Source organism: Janthinobacterium lividum (genome assembly GCF_011601275.1).
GTDB classification, from domain to species: domain Bacteria; phylum Pseudomonadota; class Gammaproteobacteria; order Burkholderiales; family Burkholderiaceae_D; genus Janthinobacterium; species Janthinobacterium lividum_E.
The window spans coordinates 76,590-101,110 of the sequence record NZ_JAAOLY010000004.1 but is presented as its reverse complement, the minus strand read 5'-3'; the positions used below and the strand labels follow the sequence as shown (position 1 = coordinate 101,110).

23 protein-coding genes, 1 other RNA gene and 1 riboswitch are annotated in these 24,521 nt (G+C 63.4%); of the genes, 5 read left to right on the top strand and 19 right to left on the bottom strand.

Going from position 1 to position 24,521, the window contains the following annotated elements; translation table 11 throughout:
- Nucleotides 1-7 precede the first annotated feature (7 nt).
- From recR to ubiD, 5 genes are all read right to left on the bottom strand, one after another.
- On the bottom strand, nt 8-598 hold the full coding sequence (recR, locus tag GYK42_RS07665; protein ID WP_034786598.1) for a recombination mediator RecR: 591 nt from the start codon (nt 596-598) through the stop codon (nt 8-10).
- A 47-nt stretch (nt 599-645) separates the two neighbouring features.
- Nucleotides 646-972 (bottom strand): YbaB/EbfC family nucleoid-associated protein, encoded by a 327-nt coding sequence (locus tag GYK42_RS07660; RefSeq protein ID WP_034759121.1) that lies wholly within the window; start codon nt 970-972, stop codon nt 646-648.
- A 40-nt stretch (nt 973-1,012) separates the two neighbouring features.
- Entirely contained in the window at nt 1,013-3,331 is a 2,319-nt protein-coding gene (gene dnaX / locus GYK42_RS07655) for a DNA polymerase III subunit gamma/tau (RefSeq protein ID WP_166447006.1), read from the bottom strand.
- Nucleotides 3,332-3,570: 239 nt separating this feature from the next.
- Nucleotides 3,571-3,669, bottom strand: an RNA gene (ffs, locus tag GYK42_RS07650) — signal recognition particle sRNA small type.
- 157 nt (nt 3,670-3,826) lie between these two features.
- Nucleotides 3,827-5,311: a 4-hydroxy-3-polyprenylbenzoate decarboxylase gene (gene ubiD / locus GYK42_RS07645; protein WP_034759127.1), complete on the bottom strand. Its 1,485-nt coding sequence runs from the start codon at nt 5,309-5,311 to the stop codon at nt 3,827-3,829.
- A 478-nt stretch (nt 5,312-5,789) separates the two neighbouring features.
- Here ubiD and GYK42_RS07640 point away from each other — a divergent pair, with 478 nt between their 5' ends.
- Nucleotides 5,790-6,707 (top strand): lytic transglycosylase domain-containing protein, encoded by a 918-nt coding sequence (locus GYK42_RS07640; RefSeq protein ID WP_205711317.1) that lies wholly within the window; start codon nt 5,790-5,792, stop codon nt 6,705-6,707.
- Between the two features lie 121 nt (nt 6,708-6,828).
- On the opposite strand, the gene nusB is transcribed toward GYK42_RS07640, so the two are convergent.
- The 3 genes from nusB to ribBA form a co-directional block, all read right to left on the bottom strand.
- Nucleotides 6,829-7,299: a transcription antitermination factor NusB gene (gene nusB / locus GYK42_RS07635; protein WP_034759129.1), complete on the bottom strand. Its 471-nt coding sequence runs from the start codon at nt 7,297-7,299 to the stop codon at nt 6,829-6,831.
- 91 nt (nt 7,300-7,390) lie between these two features.
- Nucleotides 7,391-7,873: a 6,7-dimethyl-8-ribityllumazine synthase gene (gene ribH / locus GYK42_RS07630; protein WP_034759563.1), complete on the bottom strand. Its 483-nt coding sequence runs from the start codon at nt 7,871-7,873 to the stop codon at nt 7,391-7,393.
- A gap of 62 nt (nt 7,874-7,935) precedes the next feature.
- On the bottom strand, nt 7,936-9,051 hold the full coding sequence (ribBA, locus tag GYK42_RS07625) for a bifunctional 3,4-dihydroxy-2-butanone-4-phosphate synthase/GTP cyclohydrolase II (RefSeq protein WP_046682331.1): 1,116 nt from the start codon (nt 9,049-9,051) through the stop codon (nt 7,936-7,938).
- Between the two features lie 335 nt (nt 9,052-9,386).
- On the opposite strand from ribBA, the gene GYK42_RS07620 reads away from it, so the two are divergent.
- Nucleotides 9,387-9,812 carry an OsmC family protein gene (locus GYK42_RS07620; protein WP_034759136.1) on the top strand — a complete coding sequence of 142 codons (426 nt, stop codon included), beginning with the start codon at nt 9,387-9,389 and terminating at the stop codon, nt 9,810-9,812.
- Here GYK42_RS07620 and GYK42_RS07615 read toward each other — a convergent pair.
- From GYK42_RS07615 to glyA, 11 genes are all read right to left on the bottom strand, one after another.
- Complete coding sequence (locus GYK42_RS07615) at nt 9,809-11,212, bottom strand: hypothetical protein (protein ID WP_166447005.1); 1,404 nt, start codon at nt 11,210-11,212, stop codon at nt 9,809-9,811. The genes GYK42_RS07620 and GYK42_RS07615 overlap by 4 nt on opposite strands.
- 98 nt (nt 11,213-11,310) lie before the next feature.
- Nucleotides 11,311-11,946: a riboflavin synthase gene (locus GYK42_RS07610; protein ID WP_166447004.1), complete on the bottom strand. Its 636-nt coding sequence runs from the start codon at nt 11,944-11,946 to the stop codon at nt 11,311-11,313.
- 28 nt (nt 11,947-11,974) lie between these two features.
- Nucleotides 11,975-13,075, bottom strand: coding sequence for a bifunctional diaminohydroxyphosphoribosylaminopyrimidine deaminase/5-amino-6-(5-phosphoribosylamino)uracil reductase RibD (gene ribD / locus GYK42_RS07605; protein WP_166447003.1), 1,101 nt, complete (start codon nt 13,073-13,075; stop codon nt 11,975-11,977).
- A gap of 40 nt (nt 13,076-13,115) precedes the next feature.
- Entirely contained in the window at nt 13,116-13,691 is a 576-nt protein-coding gene (locus GYK42_RS07600; RefSeq protein WP_240943506.1) for a GspH/FimT family protein, read from the bottom strand.
- 9 nt (nt 13,692-13,700) lie between these two features.
- The gene (locus tag GYK42_RS07595) at nt 13,701-14,204 is read right to left on the bottom strand and encodes a type IV pilin protein (RefSeq protein ID WP_166447002.1); all 504 of its coding nucleotides are present in this window, start codon (nt 14,202-14,204) and stop codon (nt 13,701-13,703) included.
- Between the two features lie 55 nt (nt 14,205-14,259).
- Nucleotides 14,260-18,093, bottom strand: a complete 3,834-nt coding sequence (locus tag GYK42_RS07590) for a pilus assembly protein (protein ID WP_166447001.1) — start codon at nt 18,091-18,093, stop codon at nt 14,260-14,262.
- Nucleotides 18,090-18,746, bottom strand: a complete 657-nt coding sequence (locus GYK42_RS07585) for a pilus assembly PilX family protein (protein WP_240943505.1) — start codon at nt 18,744-18,746, stop codon at nt 18,090-18,092. Before GYK42_RS07585 ends, GYK42_RS07590 begins: the two co-directional genes overlap by 4 nt.
- A 12-nt stretch (nt 18,747-18,758) precedes the next feature.
- Nucleotides 18,759-19,727 carry a PilW family protein gene (locus GYK42_RS07580; RefSeq protein ID WP_166447000.1) on the bottom strand — a complete coding sequence of 323 codons (969 nt, stop codon included), beginning with the start codon at nt 19,725-19,727 and terminating at the stop codon, nt 18,759-18,761.
- Nucleotides 19,724-20,308: a type IV pilus modification protein PilV gene (pilV, locus tag GYK42_RS07575; protein ID WP_166446999.1), complete on the bottom strand. Its 585-nt coding sequence runs from the start codon at nt 20,306-20,308 to the stop codon at nt 19,724-19,726. Before pilV ends, GYK42_RS07580 begins: the two co-directional genes overlap by 4 nt.
- 221 nt (nt 20,309-20,529) lie before the next feature.
- Entirely contained in the window at nt 20,530-20,991 is a 462-nt protein-coding gene (nrdR, locus tag GYK42_RS07570; protein ID WP_034759169.1) for a transcriptional regulator NrdR, read from the bottom strand.
- A 143-nt stretch (nt 20,992-21,134) separates the two neighbouring features.
- The gene (gene glyA, locus GYK42_RS07565) at nt 21,135-22,382 is read right to left on the bottom strand and encodes a serine hydroxymethyltransferase (protein ID WP_058050318.1); all 1,248 of its coding nucleotides are present in this window, start codon (nt 22,380-22,382) and stop codon (nt 21,135-21,137) included.
- A 111-nt stretch (nt 22,383-22,493) separates the two neighbouring features.
- A riboswitch (ZMP/ZTP riboswitch) is annotated at nt 22,494-22,618 on the bottom strand.
- Between the two features lie 283 nt (nt 22,619-22,901).
- Between glyA and ybgC the strand changes: the two genes are divergently transcribed.
- Genes ybgC through GYK42_RS07550 form a run of 3 tightly spaced genes read left to right on the top strand, consistent with a single transcriptional unit; the run spans nt 22,902 to nt 24,494 of the window.
- Nucleotides 22,902-23,303: a tol-pal system-associated acyl-CoA thioesterase gene (ybgC, locus tag GYK42_RS07560; RefSeq protein ID WP_166446998.1), complete on the top strand. Its 402-nt coding sequence runs from the start codon at nt 22,902-22,904 to the stop codon at nt 23,301-23,303.
- A 45-nt stretch (nt 23,304-23,348) separates the two neighbouring features.
- Complete coding sequence (gene tolQ / locus GYK42_RS07555; protein ID WP_046682323.1) at nt 23,349-24,038, top strand: protein TolQ; 690 nt, start codon at nt 23,349-23,351, stop codon at nt 24,036-24,038.
- A gap of 15 nt (nt 24,039-24,053) precedes the next feature.
- Nucleotides 24,054-24,494 carry an ExbD/TolR family protein gene (locus GYK42_RS07550; RefSeq protein WP_082654644.1) on the top strand — a complete coding sequence of 147 codons (441 nt, stop codon included), beginning with the start codon at nt 24,054-24,056 and terminating at the stop codon, nt 24,492-24,494.
- The last annotated feature ends 27 nt before the right edge of the window (nt 24,495-24,521 follow it).

Sequence of the window (24,521 nt, the reverse complement as noted above, 5' to 3'; positions counted from 1 at the left end):
GGTCAGTTCAGGTTGCCCTGCGGTCGAGCATCGCGCGGGCAATCGTGCCCGCGTCGACGTATTCCAGTTCGCCGCCCACGGGCACGCCGCGGGCCAGGCGGCTCACGCGCAAGCCCCGCGCCTTCAGCATTTCGCTGATGTAGTGGGCGGTCGCTTCGCCTTCATTGGTGAAATTGGTGGCCAGCACCACTTCGCCGACCACGCCATCGTTGGCGCGGTTCAATAATTTTTCAAGATGAATATCTTTCGGGCCGATGCCATCGAGCGGAGAGAGCCGCCCCATGAGCACGAAATACAGGCCCTTGTAGGTCAGCGTCTGCTCGATCATCAGCTGGTCGGCGGGCGTTTCCACCACGCACAGCAAGCGCTTGTCGCGCTCTTCGTCGAGACAGGTCTCGCACACCTCATGTTCGGTAAAGGTATTGCACAGGCCGCAGTGATGCACGGCATCGACGGCCTGGAACAGGGCGCGCGACAGCATGGCCGCGCCTTCCCTATCGTGCTGCAACAAATGAAACGCCATCCGCTGCGCCGACTTGGGGCCGACGCCGGGCAGGCGCCGCAGCGCCTCGGTCAAGAATTCAAGCGACTTGGACATGGATCAACCTTGCCCCGTGCCATCGATCGAGCGCATGCGGCAGTGCATCAGAATGGCATTTTGAAGCCGGCTGGCAAGTTCATGCCGCCAGTCAAGCCTGCCATTTTTTCAGCGGAGGTCGCTTCAGCCTTGCGCACGGCGTCGTTGAAGGCGGCGGCCACCAGGTCTTCCAGCATGTCCTTGTCGTCGGCCAGCAGCGACGGGTCGATCGACACGCGCTTGACGTCGTTCTTGCACGTCATGACGATTTTCACGAGGCCGGCACCGGACTGGCCTTCCACTTCCACCAGCGCCAGTTGCTCCTGGGCCTTTTTCATGTTGTCTTGCATTGCTTGCGCCTGCTTCATCAGGCCAGCCAGTTGATTTTTCATCATAAGAATGCTCCGTTAATTCAGTTTGTGAGTGTGTTAATCATCAATGCAGGGTCGGCGCGGCGGAGCCGGCCGGTGCAGGGGTAATCGTGCCAGGCACAACAAAAGCGTCGAATGCGCGCTTCATGTCGAGCACAAAGGGGTCGCTGGCGATGGTTTCTTCCGCAGCAAGCTGGCATGCCTCACGGTGGGCCTGCGCTTCCGCGCTGGCCGTGTACCAGACGGCGCCCAGTTCCGTGTCGACGCCGACCTTGCGGCCGAAACGCTCGCTGAGCACGGCCGCCAGTTTTTCCACGTTGGCCGGACTGCGCCACGTGTCGATCGGCACGCGCAGGCGGAACGTGGTGCTGTGGCCGTCGTGCAGGCATTCGATCAGCTCGGCCTGCACGGCCAGCTGCTGGGCGATGCCGCGCAGGGGCAGCACGGCGGCGACGGCCGGCCAGTTGCCGTCCCAGTCCAGGCCCGGCACGGGCGTGATCACATACGGCCCGCTGGGCGCGGCTTGCTTGGCGGCGCGCTGCGGCATGGCGACGGCCGGCTGCTCGCTGCTTTGCGCGGCGGGCGCCGACACGGCAGCCGAAGCGCTGTCGTCGGAAAATTCGGTGACCCACGGCGGCAAGTCGTCGTCGGCTGGCGCCTGCTGTGGCGGCGGCGCGGCAGGACGCGCCTGCTGCACGGGCGCCGTAGCGGCCACGGGAGCCTCCATCACGGCCACGGGTGGCGCATCGTCCCACGGCGCAGGCGCTTTCGCGGCGGCGGGTGGTGGCGGTGCTGCCTGGACCTGTGCAGCCGGTGCCACTGGCGCCGCGGCGACAGCTTCCGCTACAGGTGCGGGGGCAGCCGGCTTGGGCGCCGACGATGGCGCCGACGGCGCGCTGCCCGGACGGCCTTTCGAGGCGGCACGGGCCGCTTCCAGCGCCGCATTGATGGCTGCGCGGGCGGAACTGATTGGGGCGCCCGATGCTGCCGGGGCCGCCGCAGGAACAGGAGCGGCAGGCGGCGGCGCCGCCGGTGCTGGCGCCGGGGCTGCTACAGGTGCCGGTGCGGCGGCGCGTGGCGGTGGCGCTTCGCTGCGGGCCATGCTGGCGGCTGCGGCTGCTACCACGGCGGGTGGCGTCACGGCTGCATGGCTGGCCACGCTGTTCGTGGCGGCGCGGGCGGCCGGTGCGGATGCGCCGGCGGCGGCGCGCGCGGCGGCCACGGCGGCGGGACGGTTGCCCGGGACGGAGGCTGGTGCCGCCGGCACGCCATCGGCGCCGCCTATGCCGGGCCGAAAGGCCAGCATGCGCAGCAAGGTCATGGTAAAGCCCGCATATTCGTCGGGCGCCAGGCCCAGTTCATTGCGGCCATGCACGGCGATCTGGTAAAACAGCTGCACTTCTTCCGCGTCAAACGCGGCAGCCAGACGCACGATGTCCGCGTACTCAGGCAAATCCTGCGGCAAGGCGGCGGGCACGGTTTGCGCCAGCGCAATGCGGTGCAATAAAGTACCCAGGTCTTGCAGAGCACCGTTGTAGGACAGGCTGCGCGAGGCCATCTCGTCGGCCACGGCCAGCAGATCCGCGCCATCCTGCCGCGCCAGCGCGTCGAGCAGGCGCACCAGATACGACTGATCGAGCGCACCCAGCATGCCTTGCACGGCGTCGAGCGTCACTGCACCGGCCGCGTAGGCGATGGCCTGGTCCGTCAAGGACAGCGCGTCGCGCATGGAACCGTGGGCGCCCTGGGCCAGCAGGCGCAAGGCCGGCTGTTCGAAGGCAATGCCTTCCTGTCCCAGGATATTGTCCAGGTGGCTGATGATGTGGCCGGGCGGCATCTGCTTGAGGTTGAACTGCAGGCAGCGCGACAGCACGGTCACGGGAATCTTTTGCGGGTCCGTCGTCGCCAGGATGAACTTGACGTGCTCGGGCGGTTCTTCCAGGGTCTTCAGCATGGAATTGAACGCGTGGTTCGTCAGCATGTGCACCTCATCGATCATATAGACCTTGAAGCGCGCATTGCTTGGCGCATACACCGCTTGCTCGAGCAGCTGCGCCATTTCATCGACGCCGCGGTTCGACGCCGCATCCATCTCTATATAGTCGACAAAGCGTCCCGCGTCGATCGCCGTGCACGCTTCGCACACGCCGCAAGGCTGGGCGGTGATGCCGCCCGTGCCGTCGGGGCCGATGCAATTGAGCGACTTGGCCAGGATGCGCGACAGGGTCGTCTTGCCGACGCCGCGCGTGCCCGTGAACAGGTAGGCGTGATGCAATCGGCCGCTGTGCAAGGCATGCGTGAGCGCGCGCACGACGTGCTCCTGGCCGACGAGCGTCTCGAAATTCTTGGGGCGGTATTTACGGGCGAGGACTTGATAGGACATGCTGAGATTTTACCATGCGATTTTGCGGGTGATCCTGCGCGGCGGGCGCAAGCCTCATGGCCGGGCCAGCTTAAATCTGGCAAACGCGGCAAAGCAGCAATTGTATAACATGGCCGCGTAGAAACAGTGAAAACACGGCAAGCCCGGCAGTGCTGCGGATCGGCAAGAAAACGGGGCCGTAAAAGCAAAAAAGCTGCCCATGGCAGCTTGATTGATGATCCTGATAAAACATTCCCGAAGGAGGCGAGCCTGATCTGCGGCACTCATGGTTAATAGCCGTGGCTGCTTCGTTCCCGACCTGACCAGGTTAGCCATGCCACGATGCGCAGGGGCCCGCCGGGGACAATTATAACCGACCTGCGCAAGATTGGGAAATTGCCGTGTCAATGCTGCGCAGGCCGTAAGCCGACGCTACTGAGCAAGCAAACCACGAACATGCAAGCACCGCAACATCGGGTTACGCACAAGCGCTAACCCGACCTACCGCCCTACCTGTTATAAACCCAGCTCCTGCCAAATCCCATCCACCTTCGCCTTCACTTCCGGCGTCATGGCAATCGTCGTGCCCCACTCGCGCGTCGTTTCGCCCGGCCACTTATTGGTCGCATCGATGCCCATCTTGCTGCCCAGGCCGCTGACCGGCGAGGCGAAGTCCAGGTAGTCGATGGGCGTGTTGTCGACCAGGGTTGTGTCGCGGATGGGGTCGACCCGCGTCGTGATGGCCCAGATGACTTCTTTCCAGTCGCGGATATTCACGTCTTCGTCGACCACGACGATGAACTTGGTATACATGAACTGGCGCAGGAAACTCCACACGCCGAACATCACGCGCTTGGCGTGGCCCGCGTACTGTTTCTTGATCTGCACCACGGCCATGCGGTAGCTGCAGCCTTCGGGCGGCAGGTAGAAGTCCGTGATTTCGCTGAACTGCTTTTGCAGCAGCGGCACGAACACTTCGTTCAGGGCCAGGCCCAGCACGGCCGGCTCGTCCGGCGGCTTGCCTGTATATGTGGAGTGATAGATCGGGTCGCGGCGCATGGTGATGCGGTCGATGGTAAACACAGGGAAACTGTCCTGCTCATTATAGTAGCCCGTGTGGTCGCCATACGGCCCTTCCAGCGCATGCTCGTAGCCGCTCGGATGGTTTTCGTCCGGGTAGATATGGCCTTCGAGCACGATTTCGGCCGATGCTGGCACGCGCAGCTCGCTGCCGATGGCTTTCACCAGCTCCGTGCGGCTGCCGCGCAGCAAGCCGGCAAACTGGTATTCGGACAGGCTGTCCGGCACCGGCGTGACGGCCCCTAATATAGTAGCGGGATCGGCGCCCAGCGCCACGGCGATCGGATACGGCTTGCCCTTGCTTTGGATCGCATGTTCGCGGAAGTCCAGCGCCCCGCCCCGGTGCGCCAGCCAGCGCATGATGACCTTGTTGCGTCCCAATACCTGCTGGCGGTAGATGCCCAGGTTTTGCCGCTTCTTGTTCGGGCCCTTGGTGATCACCAGGCCCCAGGTGATCAGGGGGGCGACGTCGCCGGGCCAGCAATGCTGGATCGGCAGGCGCGCCAGGTCGACGTCATTGCCTTCCCAGACGATTTCCTGGCATTTCGCGCCGCGCAACTCTTTCGGCGACATGTCCCACACGGATTTCACCAGCGAGCCCAGGCCCAGCAAATCCTTGAAATCCTTCGGCGGCTCCGGCTCCTTCAGGCGCGCCAGCACATGGCCGATTTTGCGCAACTCGCTGACGTCTTCCGCGCCCATGCCCAAGGCCACGCGGCGCGTGGTGCCGAACAGGTTGCCCAGCACCGGCATGGTGTATCCCGTCGGATTATTGAACAGCAAGGCCGGTCCGCCCGCGCGCAGGGTGCGGTCGCAGACTTCCGTCATCTCCAAAATCGGTGAAATGGGGGTTGAAATGGGCTTAAGTTCACCCATTTGTTGCAGTTGAGAAATAAAATCTCGCAAATCTGAATATTTCATGTGTTTTTAATTTTTTTTGACGTCGGACGCCGTTGCTGAAGGATCTATGCCAAGTAATTGATTTTATTGGCTTTTGGCACAATGCAAGTCAAAAAGTAAGACATAAAAGTAATAAAGAAACGATTCGTTAGTATTGACTTGATATAAAACGGCTTCTACAATTCGCCCAACTTGAAAGAGCACGCCGGCCCAGAGCTTGATTTTAGCGTTTCTCTTTCATTCACGGAGTCGGGGCTCCACATGACATTTTAAGGAGTGTTTTCAAAAGGCGTCTGCCTTACCCCCGGTAAAAGTTGTATTGCGACTGATCCAATACCAGCATGGGACCGATCAGCTCAAGCAAGCAATGACGGCGTTTCTCGCACGCATCCATACGCGGCGGAAACGATGATATTTCTGATGCACGGCATTGGCAGTACCCAAAACACCGCGACACCGCGGAGGGACTGCCTGTTGACGCGACATTTCGGGGAACTCTATGACTCATCGTAGCACTGAAGCAGCCTTGCCTGCTTCAACCGTGGCTGGCCAGCCAGCGTTGGCGCGTTTGCGCGCCCGCGCACAAGCCATTTCGGCACGTGGCGTTTTGACCACGGCACAACACACACTGACAGTCTTCGGCATTTCCGCCCTGGCACTGATCGCCCTGCTGATGTTCCGCCCTGACCTGGGCAAGCAACTGACGCACAGCCTGTTCCCGCTGCCGATGGCGGAAGCGCAAGCCGTTGAAGCGCCGGCCCTGTCGGCACTCATGGAAGCACCTGCTTCCGTGCAAACGGCCGCCGCCAGCGAAGCACCACTGAGCAAGGAAGAAAAAGCCTTGCTGGGCACGCAAAAGCAGCAGCAATGGGTCACCAACTGGCTCTCCAAGCGTTACCGCGTGGCCAACGATGCGACCAATATGCTCGTGTCGACGGCGTACCTGACGGCCCGTGAAATCAAGCTTGACCCGCTGCTGATCCTGGCCGTGATGGCCATCGAATCGGGCTTGAACCCGTTCGCGGAAAGCCCCGTCGGCGCGCAAGGCCTGATGCAAGTCATGTCGAAAGTACATCATGAGCGCTTCCAGGAAATGGGCGGCGTGCAAGCAGCCCTGAACCCTGTCGCCAACATTCGCGTCGGCTCCCTGATCCTGAAAGACTACGTCACGCGTGGCGGTTCCGTCGAAGCGGGCCTGAAAACCTACGTGGGTGCCGCCAACTTCGCCACCGACTCGGGCTACGGCTCGCGCGTGCTGGCTGAATACCGCCGCCTGAAACAAGTATCGGCAGGCCAGCGCGTGCCGACCACGACGCCGGTGATGGCATCGAACACGCCAGCGCCAGCCAAGGCGCCGCCAGCAGAAAGCGGCATCACCATCAAAGTACTGCCCCACAACGAGATCGCCGGCCTGTGACCCTTTAAAAGCCCTCACAGGGGCATCCAAAAAGTAGCACCCAGTAAAAAAGCCACCGCATGCAAGTGCCGGTGGCTTTTTTATTACCCTGCGGCAGCAGCCGCAGGGATTACGCTATATATTACTTGCGCTTGTTGGCGTTGACTTCTTCCTCGCGGAATTTCACTGCCAGCTTGTCGAGCACGCCGTTCACATACTTGTGGCCGTCGATACCGCCAAACGACTTGGCCAGCTCGACCGCTTCGTTGATGACGACGCGGTACGGGATTTCCATGTTGTTCTTCAGCTCAAATGCGCCGATCAGCAGGATGCCGTGTTCGATGGGGGACAGTTCCGCGATATTGCGGTCGATCAACGGAGCCATGCTTTCGCGCAGCGCCAGCGAATCCTTGATGGCGCCGTACAGCAGCACCGTGAAATGATCGCCATCGGCCTTGTCGAAACCGTGAGCCGCGCGAATATTGTTCACGACGGTGGTCGCGTCTTCATTGTTCAGCAGCCACTGGTACAAGCCCTGCAGCGCAAACTCGCGCGCGCGGTGACGCGGCGTGCGGTTTTTGCTGGGATTGGCGAGCAAATTTTTCTCAGTCATGATTGTTACCTGTTCTTAAATACGTATTTACTGCAGATAGTGACGAATACCGCGGTGCGCTGCCAGGCAGCACACTGCGACGCAAGCACGATTAATCCTCGTCTGTGTCTTGCAACTCTTCCAGCGCTTGCGCTAAATTAGCCATTTCCACTGCCACGCGTGCCGCTTCGGCTCCCTTGACCAGCATGCGCACTTCCGCCTGCTCGTCGTTTTCGGTCGTCAACACTGCGTTGGCGATGGGGATGCCGTAATCGAGACCGACGCGCGTGATGCCCGCGCCCGATTCGTTCGATACCAGCTCGAAGTGATAGGTTTCACCGCGAATCACGGCGCCCAGTGCGATCAGGGCGTCGAATTGCTCGGTTTCTGCCATTTTTTGCAGAATCAGTGGGATTTCCAGGGCGCCCGGCACGGTCACGTGCAGGATATCTTCATCGGCCACGCCCAGCTTGCTCAACTCTTCCAGGCATGCCGACAGCAAGCCACCACCGACGATTTCATTGAATCGTGCCTGGACGATACCGACGCGCAAACCTTCGCCGGCAAAATTGGTTTCGTATGCTCCTACGGTCATCATATGCCTCTTTATCAGGTGATCAGCGGCCAGCCATGTGCCAGGCCGCTGAAATTATTTAATTACTGCTGGCCAGGATGGCACTGAAAACCTGTCACTTCCAGGTCGAAACCGACCATCGACGGCATCTTGCGGGGGCTGGCCAGCAATTGCATCTTGCTCACGCCCAAGTCGCGCAGGATCTGTGCGCCGATGCCATAGCTGCGCAAGTCCATGCTGGCGGCGCGGCCTTTCGGCTTGGCTTGCGGCGTGTCCAAGGCGGCGAACTGGGCAAACAGCTCGCTCGACGTCTCGCCGCAGTTCAGCAAGACCATCACGCCACGCTCGGCCTGCTTGATGGCAGCCATCGAGGCGGCCACCGTCCACGAGTGGGTGGTCGCTTCGCTTTCCAGCACGTCCAGCAGGGAAACGGGCTGGTGCACGCGCACCAGCGCTTCCAGGCCTGGGGCCAGGTCGCCATGCACGAGGGCCAGATGGGCCGACGCGCTGGGCTTGTCGCGGAAGGCGATCAAACGGAATTCGCCATGCGCCGTGTGCAGGGTGCGCTCGGCAACGCGCTCGACCAGGGACTCCGTCTGGCTGCGGTAATGGATCAGGTCGGCAATCGTGCCGATCTTCAGGCCATGCTGCTCGGCAAACACCAGCAAGTCCGGCAGGCGCGCCATGGTGCCGTCGTCCTTCATGATTTCACAAATCACGGATGCGGGCGTCAAGCCGGCCATGGCCGTCAGGTCGCAACCGGCTTCCGTATGGCCTGCACGCATCAACACGCCGCCTTTTTGCGCTTTCAGCGGGAAGATATGGCCAGGCTGGACGATATCGCTAGGCTGCGTGCCCTTGGCAACAGCCACCTGGATGGTCTTGGCGCGGTCGGCGGCGGAAATGCCCGTCGTCACGCCTTCGGCCGCCTCGATGGAGACGGTGAAATTGGTGCCGTAAGCGGTGCCGTTGCGCGAAGTCATCATCGACAGGTTCAGCTCGTCGCAACGCTCTTCCGTCAGGGTCAGACAGACCAGACCACGCGCATGCGTGATCATGAAATTGATGGCTTCAGGCGTCACGAAATCGGCGGCAAGCACCAGATCGCCTTCATTTTCCCGGTCTTCTTCATCGACCAGTATCACCATGCGACCGGCGCGCAATTCAGCGACGATCTCTTCGGTGCTTGAAATAGACATCATTGATCCTTTAACGAAACTGAAAAAGCTGCTCTGTATATTCCACGGCATTTCCGGGAATTTTCATATAACCTGCTATTTTAAAGGATTTAGCGCTTGCAGACCTGAAATAAGACAGTCTGGCAACAGTGATGTGGCAGCACCTGCCCTGCCCGCCCCGTAAAGCGCCGCTTTCCCGATCCCGCGCACACGGCGATGGCAAAGCGCGCGCCGCCAGCCTTGCAAAGCGCATAAGATTATCGCGCCAGCACGCTGGCTCATCCTTGACGCCCTGCGGCCTGCGCCGCGGCAGGCGCTTTCTTATGTTTTGCATTACCCCACACAGGAGCGGCAGCATGAAAACCAACGGATCGGCCATCTGGTCAGGCGGCATCAAGGACGGCAAGGGCGCCATCAGCACGCGCAGCGGCGCCTTGCAGGAATATCCCTACGGTTTTGCCAGCCGCTTCGAAGGCAAGCCCGGCACGAATCCCGAGGAATTGATCGGCGCCGCCCACGCAGGCTGCTTCACCATGGCCCTGTCGCTGATCCTCGGCGAAGCGGGCCTGACGGCGGAAAAGATGGAGACGACGGCCGAAGTAACCCTCGACAAGGTGGACGACGGCTTCGCCATCACGGCCGTCCATTTGATCCTGAAAGCGAAAATCCCCGGCGCCGACCAGGCAAAATTCGAGGAATTGACGGGCAAGGCCAAGGCTGGCTGCCCAGTGTCGAAGCTACTGAAAGCCAACATCACCCTGGACGCCACCCTGCTGCCCTAGATTTTAGGCACGGGCTTGACAGGTTCCACGGCAGCGACGGGCGCCACCAGAGGCAGGCGCGAGTCGCTGGCCGGCAATGGCCGGTTCATCAAGCCGGGATTCAGGGCTGCATTGTTCAGGTTATAGGCGGCGATGGCCGCCGCCACGGATGGGTCTTGCGATGAGGGCAGCGGCACGGCCTGGCCCGCCGCTTGCGCGGCTTGCTGCTGCGCCTGCGCATTTTGCTGTGCCAGCTGGGCCTGCGCCGTCGCCAGGCCCGCATCGGTATGCGCCTGCGCAGCGTGGGCCAGCGACTGCGCTCGGTCGGAGGCTGCCCGAGCCGCCATTTGTGCGTCGTCGGCGGCCAGCTGCGCCCGCGTCGCATCATCCGCCGCTGCTTGCGCCCGCTGCTGTAATTCCTGCTGCTGCACTTGCCCCTGGCGCAGTTCGTCCACGCGTTCCGCTTCCTGCTGCTGCGTCTGCTGATCAGTATTGATGCGTTCGTTATCCAGGCGTTCGGCGTCCAGACGCCGGGTATCGACGCGCTGGTTGTCCGTGCGCTGCGTCTGCAGTAGTTCCGCTGCATCGGCGGCGGCTTGCGCAGAAGGCTGGGGCCGCGGCTCCTGCAAATCCAGGTTCAGCTCGTCCGCTTCCAGTTGCTGCTGCAGTTCCAGTTGCCGTTGCGTAATGGCAGCCGTTTGCCGCGGCGCCGCGTCGGCGGCCTGCGCCTGCCCGGCCGGCACCGCACTGGGCGGCAGTGCTTCGCCCGTCAAATCCGCTTCGACATTGGTTGCCAGCGGCGCGCCCTGCTGCCGGGCCAGCACTGCGCCCACCTGCGCCAGCACGTCCGTTCCTTGTTGCAAAGCGTCCAGGGTGGCATTGCTGTCGGCCGCATAGGCGGCCTGCAACGTTGGCGCATAGACATCTTCATTGCGCAAATCGATGCCGATGCGGGCCAGCTGCGCTTGCGTGAGCAAGCCGCCGTCCTGCGCCAGCGCGGCGGCCGCATCCGTCGTACCATCGCCCGACAATAAATCATAGCGCTGCGCCAGACTGCCCGGCGTGTCGCCTGTTGTCGCCAGCTGGCTGGCGTCGATGCCGCTCGTTTGCAGCTGGGCGAACGATTCCGTCAACTGCCGCGCCAGCGCCAGCAAATCGTCATTGACATTCACGGGGATATTGGCCGCCCGGGCCTCTTCCGTGGCGCCCTGCAAGGCCAGCAGTTGCCGGCGCGACAAGGCCACGCCGGACAGGAACTGGCCCAGCGGGGAAATGTCGACCTGGGTCGAGGACAGGATGGCAAGGGCCGCCGCCGCGCTGGACGGCGGCACGGGCAGCGTGGGCGCCAGCGGCGCCGTCGCACCCACGCGGGGCGTGGCCGGGATGGTGTTGGGCACGGTTGCGCGCGAAATCGGGTCCATGGCTAGCCTCCACTGCGGAAAGCTTCATAGTATGCGCGTCTGAAGGAAAAGCAACACACGCTTGGCAAGGCCGCTGGCGTGCTGCTTCAAGCTGTGTGTTAAGCGGCAGCCTTGTCCAAGGACAGCATGCGCTCGACATAGCGGGCGATCAGGTCGATTTCCAGGTTGACCTTGCCATCAACCGTCAAGTGTTTCAAGGTCGTCATGGCGATCGTGTGCGGGATCAGGTTGATCGAGAAACGGCAGCCGTTGACGGCGCCCGCGCCCAAGTCTTCCACGCGGTTGACTGTCAGAGAGACGCCATTGACGACGACGGAACCCTTGAAGGCCAGGTATTTCGCCAGTTCGTGCGGCGCTTCGATCACCAGTTCCCACGATTCGCCCACGGCTTCGAATTTGCGCACGATGCCCAGGCCGTCGACGTGGCCGGAAACCAGGTGGCCGCCCAGGCGCTCGGCCAGGGTCAGGGCTTTTTCCAGGTTCACTTCCGTGGTGGTATCGAGGCCCACCGTGCAATTGAGGCTTTCGCGCGAGACATCGACGGCAAAGCCTGTGTCCGACTTTTCCACCACCGTCATGCAGGCGCCATTGATGGCGATCGAATCGCCCAGGGCCACGTCGGCCAGCGGCAAACCGCCCGCGTGGATGTTCAGACGCACGCCGGCATCGAGGCCGCCGTCGAGCGGCTGCACGGTTTCAATCTTGCCGATGGAGGCAACAATTCCTGTAAACATGAACTAACCCTATAAAAATGTGAAAGTATTAATTGCGCTGGGCGAATCTTGCAAGGATACGCACATCTTCGCCCACTTGCTGAACCTGGTGAAATTGCAAAGTGCGCTGCTGCTTGATATCCGTCAAGGCGGGCAAGGCAAACATGCCTTGCGCGTCGCCCAGCAAGGTGGGCGCCAGGTAGACCAGCAGCTCGTCGACGCAGCCTTCGCGGATCAGCGAGCCGTTCAGTTTGGAGCCAGCCTCGACGTGGACTTCATTGATTTGCCGGCGTCCCAGTTCCAGCATCAGCGCGGCCAGGTCGACCTTGCCGGCAGCGTTCGGCAGCAGGATGACTTCCGCGCCGAGCGCCCGCAACTGTGCTTCCTTTTCCGGATTGGCGACGGCCGCCACGATCCACGTGCCGCCGCCCTGTAAAATGCGCGCATCGGGGCTGATGTCGAGCCGGCTGTCGACGACGATGCGGCGCGGCTGGCGCGGCGTCTCGACGGCGCGCACATTCAATTGCGGGTCGTCCGCCTTGACCGTGCCGATACCCGTCAGGATGGCGCAGGCGCGCGCGCGCCAGGCGTGGCCATCGGCGCGCGCCTCTGGCCCCGTGATCCACTGGCTCTGGCCATTGTGCAAGGCCGTCATGCCGTCCAGGCTGGCAGCCGTTTTCATGCGCACCCACGGCTTGCCGCGCTGCATGCGCGAAAAGAAGCCGATGTTCATTTCATAGGCTTCGTCGGCCAGCACGTCCGTAGTGACGGCGATGCCGGCCGCTTGCAGCTTGGCCAGACCCTGCCCCGCCACCAGCGGGTTCGGATCCGTCATGGCGGCCACGACGCGGCCCAGCCCCGCGCGCACGAGCGCATCGGAGCATGGCGGGGTACGGCCGTGATGGTTGCACGGTTCCAAGGTGACATAGGCGGTGGCGCCGCGCACGTCGTTGCCGCGCGCCGCCGCATTGGCCAGCGCTTGCACTTCCGCATGATCCTGCCCTGCCGCCTGGGTCACGCCGGCGCCGATCACCTGGCCATCCCTGACGATCACGCAGCCGATGCGGGGATTGGGCGAGGTCGTGTACAAACCGCGCGCCGCCCATTCCAGCGCCAGGCGCATGCCATCGATATCGTTGAGTATTTCCACGGGCTTCTTTGCTTGAAGGTAAATATATTGGTCAGTCTTGCTACGAACTGTCGGCCACGCCGCTGCAATTGACCGCTTGCTGCTGCGGATCGCACACGCGCACCCTGCCCAGCATATTGATTTTAATATGCCGTACCTGCTTTCCCAAAGCCAGGGACAAGGTGCCCCAGCGCGCCGCCAAACTATTAGTCGCGCTGCAACTGCGTCCTGCGCCATTGTAGGCGATATAAAACGGCGACGTGGCCGAGGAAAACGCAAACTGGGCCGTAATACCCTCCGGCAGCGGTCCCTGGCGGAACAGCAATTCGTCATCGCCATCGAAAGCCAGGTTGGCATTGCGGTCGATGAATACCAGCCAGCCTGCGCGCCAATCCGTGCCACCGGGCCCGGCCGGCATCAGCAGCACGCGCTGCCCCCGCGCCATCGCCTGCGCCCGCGTCAGTTCGATGGCCGAAAACAAGTCCGTGGCCGCCGCGCGCACTTGCTGGCGCGCCAGCACCTGCTGCAAGCTGGGCATGGCGGCGGCCGCCAGCAGCGCGGCAATCGCCAGCACGGCCAGCAATTCGAGCATGGTGTGCCCGACGGTGCGTACAGTCCACGGTGGACGCTTGCGCATGGCCATGGCCTAGGGCCAGCAATGGCTGGCTGGCCCGCTGCTGCCGCGCTGGCCCGTGCTGCTCAAGGACAGCATGCCGCAGTCGGCATCCTGGAACTGCGCATCGACCTTGGACGTGCCCGGCAGGGCGCGCAACAGCACGCATTGCCCGATCGCCAGGCCGGGACAGGCCAGTGCCTCGATTTCATACGCGCTGCCGGCCGCGCCCCCGTCGCCGGACCACCATGGAAACTGCTGCGCCTGCTCCGCCGGCGACGCCGAGGAAAATGCCAGATAGTGATTGTTCTGCGAGTAATAGCGCTCCTGCTGTTGCATCAGCCGCAGCAGGGCCGCCTGCCCCTGCACCCGCTTGGCGCGCACGACGTGACCATGATAAGCGGGCACGGCCAGCGCCAGCAGCAGGCTCATGATCGCCAGCGCGGACAGCAGTTCGATCAGGCTGAAGCCCTGCGGGTTGGCAGCGGGAGCGCCACCGTTTGCAGAAGGTCCATTCCGCCTTGCCAGCGTCCCCATGCGATCCCCCTCTCCAAAAAACGCCAGCCGATATGCTGCAGTGCCTTGCCAGAGCCTACTTTTTCTTGGCCGCCTCGTGCAATTCGCGCCAGTTCGCCACTTCGCGCCAGCTGAGGCGCCGGGCCGGCAGCGGTGCGCTGACGACCTTGAGCCCCGCCCCGCTGGCCGCGCCGGGCAAGCCAGGTTGCAGCACGGCCAGTTCCTTGCGTTCCTCGGCCCGCCCCGCCGCCGTCGCGGCGCCCACCGTGCTGTTCAGTTCCAGCGCCAGCGGCGGTGCGCGCGCCATGCCATCGAACAAGCGTCCCGTCTGCTCGCCCGCCTGCACGACACCGGCGCCATCGGCGGCAAAGCCGCTCAGCACATCGAGCACGTACAGGCGCGTGGCCGGCTTGGCGCAAGGATCGCGCCCGGGCAAGACCGTATTGAACAGCACTTTGCCGGCGGCCAGCACGGCACCGTTGATGCTGCGTTCGCCCGTCTGCGCGGTATCGAGAAAATCGAGGTACCAGCCGCGCATGGCATCGCTGCCCGTGTAGCGCAATTCGGCGCCGTCCACGCGTACGCCGCCTGCCGTCTCGCCCAGGCTGCGCTGCTCCAGGTCGCTCCGGCTGCGCGTAGGTGAGCTTGCCCGCAGATCGTCGTGCACGGCGTAAAACGACTGCGACAGGAAGGCGGAAGGCCAGGTATCGGCTGCTTCGACCAGCTTGCCCGTGCCAAACAGCAGCAGATAGCCGCCGCCGGGCGCATAGGCCACGTTCAGCCGCTGCGTCACGGGCTGGCGCCGCCCCTGCGCATCGCGCGCAACAAAGAGGAGCTTGCGCCCCTGGCCATCCTTCCACGGCGGCCCGGCAGCCATGTCGAGACGCCAGATATTGCCCTGCAAATCGCCCGCATACAGGAAAGCCAGCGCGCCGTCGCCGCCCGGCACCACGGCGGGCGAGCCCAGCGCCTGGGGTGTGGCATCCGCATCGCTGTCATGGCCACCGTCACCGCCGCCGCTGGCCACAGGCACCTTGAGCCGGAAGTAATTACTTCCCAACACCCAAGGCATGCCGGGCACCTTGTCCAGCGCCAGCAAGAAGATGGCGGCCGCCGATGCGGGCGCCGTCGTGTCCTTGCCGTCGTTGACATGGTTGTTGTAGCCGCTGGCGACGACGGCAAAATCGCGGTAGGCAGGCGCGCCCTCCTTGCCGCCCATGTTGATGCGAGCGAAGGCGGGCGGTGCGCGCACGTTGCCCATCAGCTTGTCGTCGCGGTCCGTGAATTCCCACAGCGCCCCCTCCTGCGCGAAGCGGGCCGGGTCGGTGATGTCGAGCGCAAACACGCCTTGCGCCCCGCCGCCCATGCCCGACACCAGCACCGTCTTCCAATGTCCCAGCGCCAGTACTTCCGCCGTGGCCGCCGCGCCATCAAGCAGCGGGCCGGGGCTGTAGTGAGTGCTCGCAGCGGCTGGCGCAAGGTGCAGCAGGGCTTGCGGCAGATAGGCAAACAATTCGCTGCCCGTGCGCGCATCGAAGGCATGCAGCAAGCCATCGTTAGCGCCCAGATACAACATTTTTCGCCGCTGCAGCAGCGCGGTGCGGTGCACGCCATAGCCGGCCCCCGGCATGCCCAGCCCCGGCGCCCCCACGTACACGAGATCGCCATACGCGGCCGCGCCCATGCTGCCTGAGCGGCGCCGCAGGAAACCGCCTGGCTGGCCCACCTCGTATGTGCGCTGGCCCAGCAGATAGGCCAGGCGCGCTTCCCCCCGGCCATCGCCGCCGTCGAATGCGCCGCGCTGCTCTGCGTCCAGCCGCGTCCAGGCCAGCGGCATCAAGGCGCCCTTGGCGTCGAGCGTGTAGACGGGACGCAAGGCCGGCGGCGGTCCATCCGGCACCGATGTCTCCTGCCCACCGGCGCGCCACCATGGCTTGCCAGGAAGCAGTGTCCCATCGGCACCCACGGAAAACGCGGCGCGCGACACGGTCATGCCGCCATCGGCCAGGCGAATCTGCGTCTGGAACCAGTATGCCTCTTCCGTCCCGCTGGCCAGCGCCATCAGGGCCGGCCCGGCAAGCGTCGCTGGCAAGGTCGCCTTGTCGGCGGCCGCAAAGGCTGCGCGCAATCCCGCGATCAGGGCGGCCGGGTCGCTGCCGGGCAGGTAATGGGCGGGCCAGCGGCCATCCAGGCTCCACTCGTCCAGCGCGCTGCCGGTCGCGCTCTTGAATGGGTTGGCGTCACCGTTCGCATCGACAAAGCCGCCATATTTGGCTGCCAACAGCAAGGGCGTAGAAACAGGCGTGGCGGCCGAGTCGCCCTGGCGCAAGTCGCCCGCATAGTGCTCGACTTTTGCAATGCCGTCGTTCTTGCCGCCAGGACGCAAGGCCTGCACGTGCGACCAGTAGGCCAGGCCTGCCGCATGGTAGCTGGCGCCGCCCGCCCCGTCGGCCAGCAATTCCAGTGCCGCCAGGTCGGGCCGTGGCGCGGGGTTGCCTTGCGCCCCACCACTTTCCAGGCTGCCCACCGCATGCGTCCAGGCCATCGCATCAAACGGCGGCGGCGCAAAGCCATCGGCGGCGCGGGCGCGGTCGCCGTTCGATGCGGGAGTCGCCGGGACATTACCGGGCACGTAACGGTCGCCCGCCATGCCCGCATCGCCGAGGCTGACGATGACGTGGCGCTGGCAACTGGCCGTTTGCGGGTCGCTCCATGGGCTTACGACCGGCAAGCCATCGTCGATGGCAGGCGGGGCCGTAGCTGGTGGCACGACGGCGCTCGCTTGTCGTCCCTGCAAATAGCGCAGCGATTCGTACAACAATTCGGCCAATGGCGCCGCGCTGGCGTACGCGCCGGGATGTCCGGCGTTGCCGCGGCCCAGGCCATTGATGTAAGCGGCCACCCCGCCGCCAGGGCCTGCGCTCTGGAACGCATACACACCGGTGGCGGGACTCCATTCCTCGCCAGCATTGTCTTGCGGCATAAAGTCAGGTACTGACCAGCGCTGCCTGCCCACGTGGGCCAGCGGCGCGCGCAGCACGCCGCCATACACGGGGCCGGCGCTGGCGGGCTGGCCGTTCAAGTGGCCAAACACGCCCACGCGCACCCTGCCGCCATGGCGCTGCACGGCGCCCACCGGCTTGTAGTTCTTGCCATACGCGAGGCACAAGTCGTCGCGCAGCGGCCCTTCTTCCGTGTCGCAAACGCGCACGCGCGCGAGGAACACGCCGTGCGTGGCCGCAACCCCGGGCGCGTCGCAGCTGCCGCCCGGGAGCAGGCTGGCGTCGCCGAACAGCAGACGGTTGCGACAGGAAACGATGGCCAGTTGCTCCAGCGCAAATGGTGTGGCCGCGGCCACACCTGTCTGCAGGACCTTGCGCGGGAAAAAGACGGGGTGGGCAAAGAAGTCGATGGGCTTGTCGGCATCGGGCAAATAAGCGCGCTGCAGCACCGTCTTGCGCACCTCGTCGATGACGCGGTCGCCGCCCGTCAAGGCATAACGGACGATGTCGAGCATGCTCGTGCTGGCCCAGTTGAGAAAGTTACCGCTGAAACTGTCGCCGCCGCAGCCGTGCAGCGCATCGGCCGGTTTCAGCACGGAGAAGTAAGCGGTCGCTACGCGCAAGTCCGGCAGCATGACGCCGTCCTTGCTGCGATACGGATAGCTGTAGCACATGCGTGCATGAAAGTACCCTGCGTACTCGCGCTGCGGCGCATAGTCGCCGCCATGCGCGGCAGCGGCGGCCGCATGCGTGAGGGACAGGTTGATCAGCAGATTCGGCGGCACCCTGGCGCCATGCAAACCCGCGTCGGCCCGCGCCAGCACCACCGGGAGCGGAGCAGCGATGGCGCCGCCGCAAGCCAGGAAAATCCAGCCGAGCAGCAGCCAGGCAAACGACAAAGCCCTCATGGCCCCGCTCCCGCCGCCTGCTTGCGGTAATAACTTTGCAGCACGACTTGCGTGCTTTCCTGCGCGCCAAAACCGATGGCCGTGATGCGGTACATATAGCTTTCCGTCGCCAGGCCGCCAGCCACTGCCGTGGCCTGCGCGCCGGGCGGGTGAAACGGCAGCAGTTCGATCAGGTAGCGGGGCCGGCGCGACGGCAGGAAACCCTGCCCCGTCTGCATAACGGCGCCCGTAAACTGGCCATATGGCACGGTACGGCTGGCACCTTCGGCGCCATCGAGGTCCATACTCAGCCAGAGCGCAGGCGCATCCGGGGCAGCAGGCAGGCACAGGCCCAGTGCGCCTCCTTCGCCGCAGCCGTCCGCAAACCCGGCCGCGCTGCCTGGCGTGAAGAGACTGCTGCGCCCGGGCACGCCGGGCAAGCCTTCGATATCGTTCTGCGCATCCACCAATGCCTCCTCCGCCGCCTGAAACGCGATCTGCCGGTCACGCTCGCCGCGTGCCGCCTTTTCGCCCTGCAAGGCCATCTGCGCCGCCGATACGCCCAGCAGCAAGATGATCACCAGCAGGCACAGCACATACACCAGAGTGGCGCCGCCATGGCGTACACGAGGCAGACACCACGGTTTGCGACAGTTGACGCCCGCGCCAGCCATCGCGCCGCCCGCCTAGGCAGGCCCGTTGCGCAGCATGATGCTCGTCTGCACCAGTTGCCGCAGCCTGGAACGCGTTGCGGCGGGCAAGGACGCACGCGTGATGCGCGCACCCGTGTCGTCGGCGCCGTGCGCCTCGGCATACGCTTTGCCGAACAGGTCGAACTGCGCCGGCCCCAGTTCCGCCAGCTTGTCCGCCTGGCCCGCCTCGCCATGCAGCAACAGGGCCACGCGCACGCTGGCCACACGTTTCCAGTGCGTGCGCCGGTGCAGATCGCGCTGGCGCGCGGCCGCGTCCACGCCCTCCAGTACCAGCGCCGCATCGTAGGCGTCGAGCGCGCTGGCGTTGACGTAGCGGTTCGCCACGCCGTCAAACGGCGTATCCGTGTCGAGGCCATACAGCACCTGAAAACCGTCGACGCCGCGAATGACGGCGTCCGCGCCCCATCCGTTCGCGCCACGGTATTTGCAACGCAATTCACCCTCGCCATCGGCGCCCTGCGCCACATAGAAAATACTCCAGCCCCGCTGCGCCTGCGTTTGCGCGGCGCCCACGCCGAAGCCTGCGCAATTGAGCACGGAACCGTCGCCGCCCTCTTCCTTGCCGGCGCCGTAATAACGCAGGGCCAGCACGTCGCTGCCATGCAGGGCGCCGGGCAGCGCGCCGCTGATGCCTTCGCTGTTCTTGCCCAGGCTGCGCGCGTCGAGCCCGGCCACATTGGCGCTGTCGTCATCGGCATGGGCGACGGGCGCGGCGCTGCTGTCCCAGTTCACGTACGCGGTCTGGCGCACGGCGCGGGCGATGGTGTCGAGTGCATAGCGGCCGTTGTCGTCGAGGCGCGCGCTGGCGGACTGGTCGCCATAACTGCCGCTGGCGGCCAGCAGCACGCTACTGGCGGCCAGCATCAGCAGCGCGCCGAGCGACAGGGCCACCAGCAATTCGACCAGGCTCATGGCACGCTGCCGGTGCAAGGCAGTGTTCATGCGCCGCCTCCACCCAGCTGGAATGCCAGCCTGGGCAGCGACTCGCCTGCCGGATCCACGGCGGGAGAGCCATCGGGCAAGCGGGCGCGCCAGCCCAGCTTGATTACGATGGGCGCGCCCTTGCCGCCGCTGCAGGTCCAGTGCAAACCTTGCGCGGCCGTATCCCATACAGCAAGGTCGCGGCAGATGCGCAGGCGCGCGCCAGGCAAGGCCGCATGCAGTTGCTGTTTCCACTCGGCGATATCGAATTGCGCCAGTTCGGCCCCGCTGCAGGCGCTGGTGCCAAAGCAGTCCGGCGCGCCGCCGCCAGTGTCGGCGCCGTCCGCCGCCGCATATTCCACGTTCAGGTAGGGATTGCCCGTATCGGGACCATTCATGAGCACGCTGTTCGCGCGCATGCGCTCGGCCATGCCGGCCGCCAGTTGCGCGCCCGCCGACAACAGCGCCGACTCATGGCGCGCGCGCAGGGAGTGCAGTTGCAGGATGCTGGCGCCCAACAGGCCCAGCGCCAACAGCAGCAGCGACACGAGCACCTCGACGAGGCTGCTGCCATCCATGAGACCACGCGCGCCGCTGTGCATGAGCTTCTCCTGCGGACAGAATGAAACCAGGACTGGAGCCGCACGGACGCACGGCCCAGCTACAAGATAGGCGCGCACAAAAAGCCGGGTCTGCGCTGGCGCAAACAGCACGGCGATAAGTCGAGAAGAACAGCGTTGGGATTGATCAGACCGCTTGCCAGGCAAACCTTGGCGTGGTGAAAACGGGGCGCATAAGCAGACCCGCCTTCAAGAAGGTGAGGTCAGGGCTTGCGCGCCTGCCCCACTTCGGCGATGGCATCCTGGAACTCGGCCAGGTCTTCGAAATTCTTGTAGACGGAGGCGAAGCGGATGTAGGCGATCTTGTCGAGGCGCTTGAGTTCCTGCATGACGAGTTCGCCGATATAGCCGGAATCGACTTCGCGCAAGCCGCTGGTCAGCAGTTTTTCCTGGATGGACGCGATGGCCGTATCCACGGAGGCGGCCGCGACGGGACGCTTGCGCAAGGCCAGCATCAAACTGCCGCGCAACTTATCCGCAGCGAACTCCGTCCGGCTGCCATTCTTTTTGACGACGGCCGGCATGATAAGTTCAATGCGCTCGTAAGTCGTAAAACGCTTGTCGCATTTGCCGCAGCGGCGGCGGCGCCGAATGGCATCCCCTTCCTCCGATACGCGCGTATCGAGAACCTGGGTGTCGCCGTGCTGGCAAAATGGACATTTCATGGGCTGGCTACAACTTTATAGTAATAATTACGGGAAATCACCGTCCTTGTACAAAGGGCGCCCGAATCACTCCGGGCGCCCTTGGGCACGAAGGAATGTGTCATACAGAATCTTACTCTGTATGACACATTCTGGACAAATAATTATGCAGCGTACACAGGGTGCGCGTCGGCCAGCACTTTCACGGCCGCCTTCACGCGCTCGATGGTGGCGGCGTCATGCGGATTGTCCAGCACATCCGCGATCAGGTTGCCCACTTCTTCCGCTTGCGCTTCCTTGAAACCGCGCGTCGTCATCGCCGGGCTGCCAAGGCGGATGCCCGAAGTCACGAATGGTTTTTGCGGGTCGTTCGGGATGCCGTTCTTGTTACAGGTGATGTGCGCGGAACCGAGGATGGCTTCGGCTTCCTTGCCCGTCAGGTTCTTGGCGCGCAGGTCGACCAGCATGACGTGCGATTCGGTGCCGCCGGAAACGATGCGCAGGCCGCGCTTGATCAGGGTTTTCGCCAGCACGTCCGCGTTCTTGATCACTTGCTTCTGATATTCAACGAATTCAGGGCTCAGCGCTTCCTTGAAGGCAACGGCCTTGCCGGCGATCACGTGCATCAGCGGGCCACCCTGGATGCCAGGGAAGATGGCCGAATTGATGGCTTTTTCGTGTTCGGCCTTCATCAGGATGATGCCGCCGCGCGGGCCGCGCAACGATTTGTGCGTGGTCGAAGTGACGAAGTCGGCGAACGGCACCGGGTTCGGGTACAGGCCGGCGGCGATCAGACCGGCGTAGTGGGCCATGTCGACCATGAAGTAGGCGCCAACTTCCTTGGCGATCTTGCCGAAGCGTTCGAAATCGATCTTTTTCGAGAACGCGGAGGCGCCGGCGATGATCAGCTTCGGCTTGCGTTCGCGGGCCAGGCGTTCCATTGCCTCGTAGTCGATGTCCTCTTCCGCCGTCAAACCGTAGGAGACGACGTCAAACCATTTGCCGGACATGTTCAGCGGCATGCCGTGGGTCAGGTGGCCGCCTTCGGCCAGCGACATACCCATGATCAGGTCGCCTGGTTTCAGCATGGCGAAGAACACGCCCTGGTTCGCTTGCGAGCCGGAGTTCGGCTGCACGTTCGCGCATTCGGCGCCGAACAGCTGTTTCACGCGGTCGATGGCCAGTTGCTCGGCCACGTCGACGTACTCGCAGCCACCGTAGTAGCGCTTGCCTGGATAGCCTTCGGCGTACTTGTTCGTCAGCTGCGAGCCTTGCGCTTCCATTACGGCTGGCGACGTGTAGTTCTCCGACGCGATCAGTTCGATATGATCGTGCTGGCGCGTGTTTTCTTTTTGAATGACGGCGAACAATTCAGGATCGACGTTGGCGAGGGTATGATCTTTTGCAAACATGTAAAAACTCCAAGTATGAGGGTGCTTGTACTGGCAGATTGGATCGAATGAGGGGAGCCGGTGTTAGGTGAATAACAACATTGGACAGGCAGCCTCTTCGTGCTTTTCCATAGTGGCTACCCAGGCGAACGGCTGATGAAAAATCTCACGTTTCCCGGTGGGTGCCCACCTTTCGCCGGATTGCCGATCCCCACTCGTGGAGATCGCCCGACTTTTCGCCAGTCACGTGAGACGTAATGGAATGCAAATTGTAAGTTAAGTGTCCAAATTGAGCAAGGAATGCAAGCGTGCCGCTATAATCGCCGCCCGGGCAGCGCCGGTACGGCATCTTAAGCTGGATGTAAACTTTGCTCATGCATGTAAGCGTATGTTACGGGGCTTGCCATTGCAGCCCTCCGTTTTACAATGCTGCGGTGCAACTTATATGCAGCTTTTGCATGGCTTTCCAGCAAGCGCCCACAGTCACAAGAAGAAAAATCGCGTAAAATGTTGCTCAATCTCACTACTGGCGCAATAAACATGCCTTCAGTCTTTACCTGGAACGTACGTGTCTACTATGAAGACACCGACGCCGGCGGCATCGTCTATTACGCTAATTACCTGAAATTCTTCGAGCGCGCGCGCACCGAATGGCTGCGCGCCATCGACGTGGGCCAGCAGGAATTGCTGGAGCAGCATGACGCGATGTTCGTTGTCAAAAGCATCAACGCCGACTATCATGCGCCAGCCAGACTCGATGACACGGTAAGATTAACCTTAAGTATAGAAAAAATGGGGCGCGCCTCCATCGTTTTCCTGCAACAAGCCTGGTGCGGCGACCGCCTGCTCAACACGGCGCGCGTCAAGATCGGCTGCGTCGATTCGGCACTGCGTCCGCGCGCCGTGCCTGATGCAGTCGCGGCCCGCATGCGCGCCGCCTGACCCCACCCGCCACCCCGGATAATTCACCCAACAGACTGCCAGCCAATGAACGTTACACAAGATCTTTCTTTCCTCGCGCTCATCACCAATGCCCACCTGATCGTGCAACTGATCATGGCCCTGCTGCTGCTGATTTCCCTGACCAGCTGGACCTACATTTTCCGCAAGATGTTTGCCGTGCGCCAGGCGCGCAAGCAAACCATCGAATTCGAACGCAGCTTCTGGGCCGGCGGCAACCTGCATGCGCTGCACCAGAACGCCAGCGGCAACCGCGACCAGAGCGGCGCGCTGGCCCGCATCTTCGACGCCGGCATGGGCGAATTCATCAAGGGCAAGGCTTCCTACGGTTCGCGCGAAGCGCTGGACGTCGGCGCCGTGCTCGACGGCGCACGCCGCGCCATGCGCGCCGCCTTCCAGCGCGAAATGGACGTGCTCGAATCGCACCTGGCCTTCCTCGCTTCCGTCGGTTCCGTCTCGCCGTACATCGGCCTGCTCGGTACCGTCTGGGGCATCATGAACGCCTTCCGCGGCCTGGCCAACGTGCAGCAAGCCACCCTGGCCGCCGTCGCGCCCGGCATTGCCGAAGCGCTGATCGCCACCGCCATCGGTCTGTTCGCGGCAATTCCCGCCGTCGTCGCCTACAACCGTTTTTCGCACGACATCGACCGCCTGGCGATCCGCTTCGAGAGCTTCGTCGAAGAATTCTCCAACATCTTGCAGCGCCAGTCGCGCTAAGAGGGAGCAGCGTCCATGGGTTCCTCATTCAATAGCGGCGGCATGCGCGGCGGCCGTGGCCGCAAGTTCAAGTCCGAAATCAACGTCGTGCCGTATATCGACGTGATGCTGGTGCTGCTGATCATTTTCATGGTGATGCCGTCGTCGAACAATCCCAGCGTGGTGAACTTGCCCAACGCGGAAAAGACAGCGAAACCGCCCGATGACTATATTCAGATCGTGCTGAAACCGAATGGTTCGCTGTCGATCGGCGTCATCGGCAAGGAACAGCTGTCGCCGGAAACGGAACCGAACCGCGACGCCCTGCTGCGCAAGCTGCGCGGCTTACATGAAAGCAATCCCGACTATCCCGTAATGATCGCGGGCGACAAGGAAAGCAAGTACGACGATGTGATCCAGCTCATTTCGGAAGCGAAAAAGATGGGCATTACCCGCGTCGGCCTGGCCACCAAATAAGCACAGCATCCTGTTTCCAGACTTGAC

Bases quoted from the DNA above. Each gene is read 5' to 3' on its own strand.
- recR (WP_034786598.1), bottom strand. From the start codon at position 598: ATGTCCAAGTCGCTTGAATTCTTGACCGAGGCGCTGCGGCGCCTGCCC.
- GYK42_RS07660 (WP_034759121.1), bottom strand. From the start codon at position 972: ATGATGAAAAATCAACTGGCTGGCCTGATGAAGCAGGCGCAAGCAATG.
- dnaX (WP_166447006.1), bottom strand. From the start codon at position 3,331: ATGTCCTATCAAGTCCTCGCCCGTAAATACCGCCCCAAGAATTTCGAG.
- ubiD (WP_034759127.1), bottom strand. From the start codon at position 5,311: ATGAAATATTCAGATTTGCGAGATTTTATTTCTCAACTGCAACAAATG.
- GYK42_RS07640 (WP_205711317.1), top strand. From the start codon at position 5,790: ATGACTCATCGTAGCACTGAAGCAGCCTTGCCTGCTTCAACCGTGGCT.
- nusB (WP_034759129.1), bottom strand. From the start codon at position 7,299: ATGACTGAGAAAAATTTGCTCGCCAATCCCAGCAAAAACCGCACGCCG.
- ribH (WP_034759563.1), bottom strand. From the start codon at position 7,873: ATGACCGTAGGAGCATACGAAACCAATTTTGCCGGCGAAGGTTTGCGC.
- ribBA (WP_046682331.1), bottom strand. From the start codon at position 9,051: ATGTCTATTTCAAGCACCGAAGAGATCGTCGCTGAATTGCGCGCCGGT.
- GYK42_RS07620 (WP_034759136.1), top strand. From the start codon at position 9,387: ATGAAAACCAACGGATCGGCCATCTGGTCAGGCGGCATCAAGGACGGC.
- GYK42_RS07615 (WP_166447005.1), bottom strand. From the start codon at position 11,212: ATGGACCCGATTTCGCGCGCAACCGTGCCCAACACCATCCCGGCCACG.
- GYK42_RS07610 (WP_166447004.1), bottom strand. From the start codon at position 11,946: ATGTTTACAGGAATTGTTGCCTCCATCGGCAAGATTGAAACCGTGCAG.
- GYK42_RS07600 (WP_240943506.1), bottom strand. From the start codon at position 13,691: ATGCGCAAGCGTCCACCGTGGACTGTACGCACCGTCGGGCACACCATG.
- GYK42_RS07595 (WP_166447002.1), bottom strand. From the start codon at position 14,204: ATGGGGACGCTGGCAAGGCGGAATGGACCTTCTGCAAACGGTGGCGCT.
- GYK42_RS07590 (WP_166447001.1), bottom strand. From the start codon at position 18,093: ATGAGGGCTTTGTCGTTTGCCTGGCTGCTGCTCGGCTGGATTTTCCTG.
- GYK42_RS07585 (WP_240943505.1), bottom strand. From the start codon at position 18,746: ATGGCTGGCGCGGGCGTCAACTGTCGCAAACCGTGGTGTCTGCCTCGT.
- GYK42_RS07580 (WP_166447000.1), bottom strand. From the start codon at position 19,727: ATGAACACTGCCTTGCACCGGCAGCGTGCCATGAGCCTGGTCGAATTG.
- pilV (WP_166446999.1), bottom strand. From the start codon at position 20,308: ATGCACAGCGGCGCGCGTGGTCTCATGGATGGCAGCAGCCTCGTCGAG.
- nrdR (WP_034759169.1), bottom strand. From the start codon at position 20,991: ATGAAATGTCCATTTTGCCAGCACGGCGACACCCAGGTTCTCGATACG.
- glyA (WP_058050318.1), bottom strand. From the start codon at position 22,382: ATGTTTGCAAAAGATCATACCCTCGCCAACGTCGATCCTGAATTGTTC.
- ybgC (WP_166446998.1), top strand. From the start codon at position 22,902: ATGCCTTCAGTCTTTACCTGGAACGTACGTGTCTACTATGAAGACACC.
- tolQ (WP_046682323.1), top strand. From the start codon at position 23,349: ATGAACGTTACACAAGATCTTTCTTTCCTCGCGCTCATCACCAATGCC.
- GYK42_RS07550 (WP_082654644.1), top strand. From the start codon at position 24,054: ATGGGTTCCTCATTCAATAGCGGCGGCATGCGCGGCGGCCGTGGCCGC.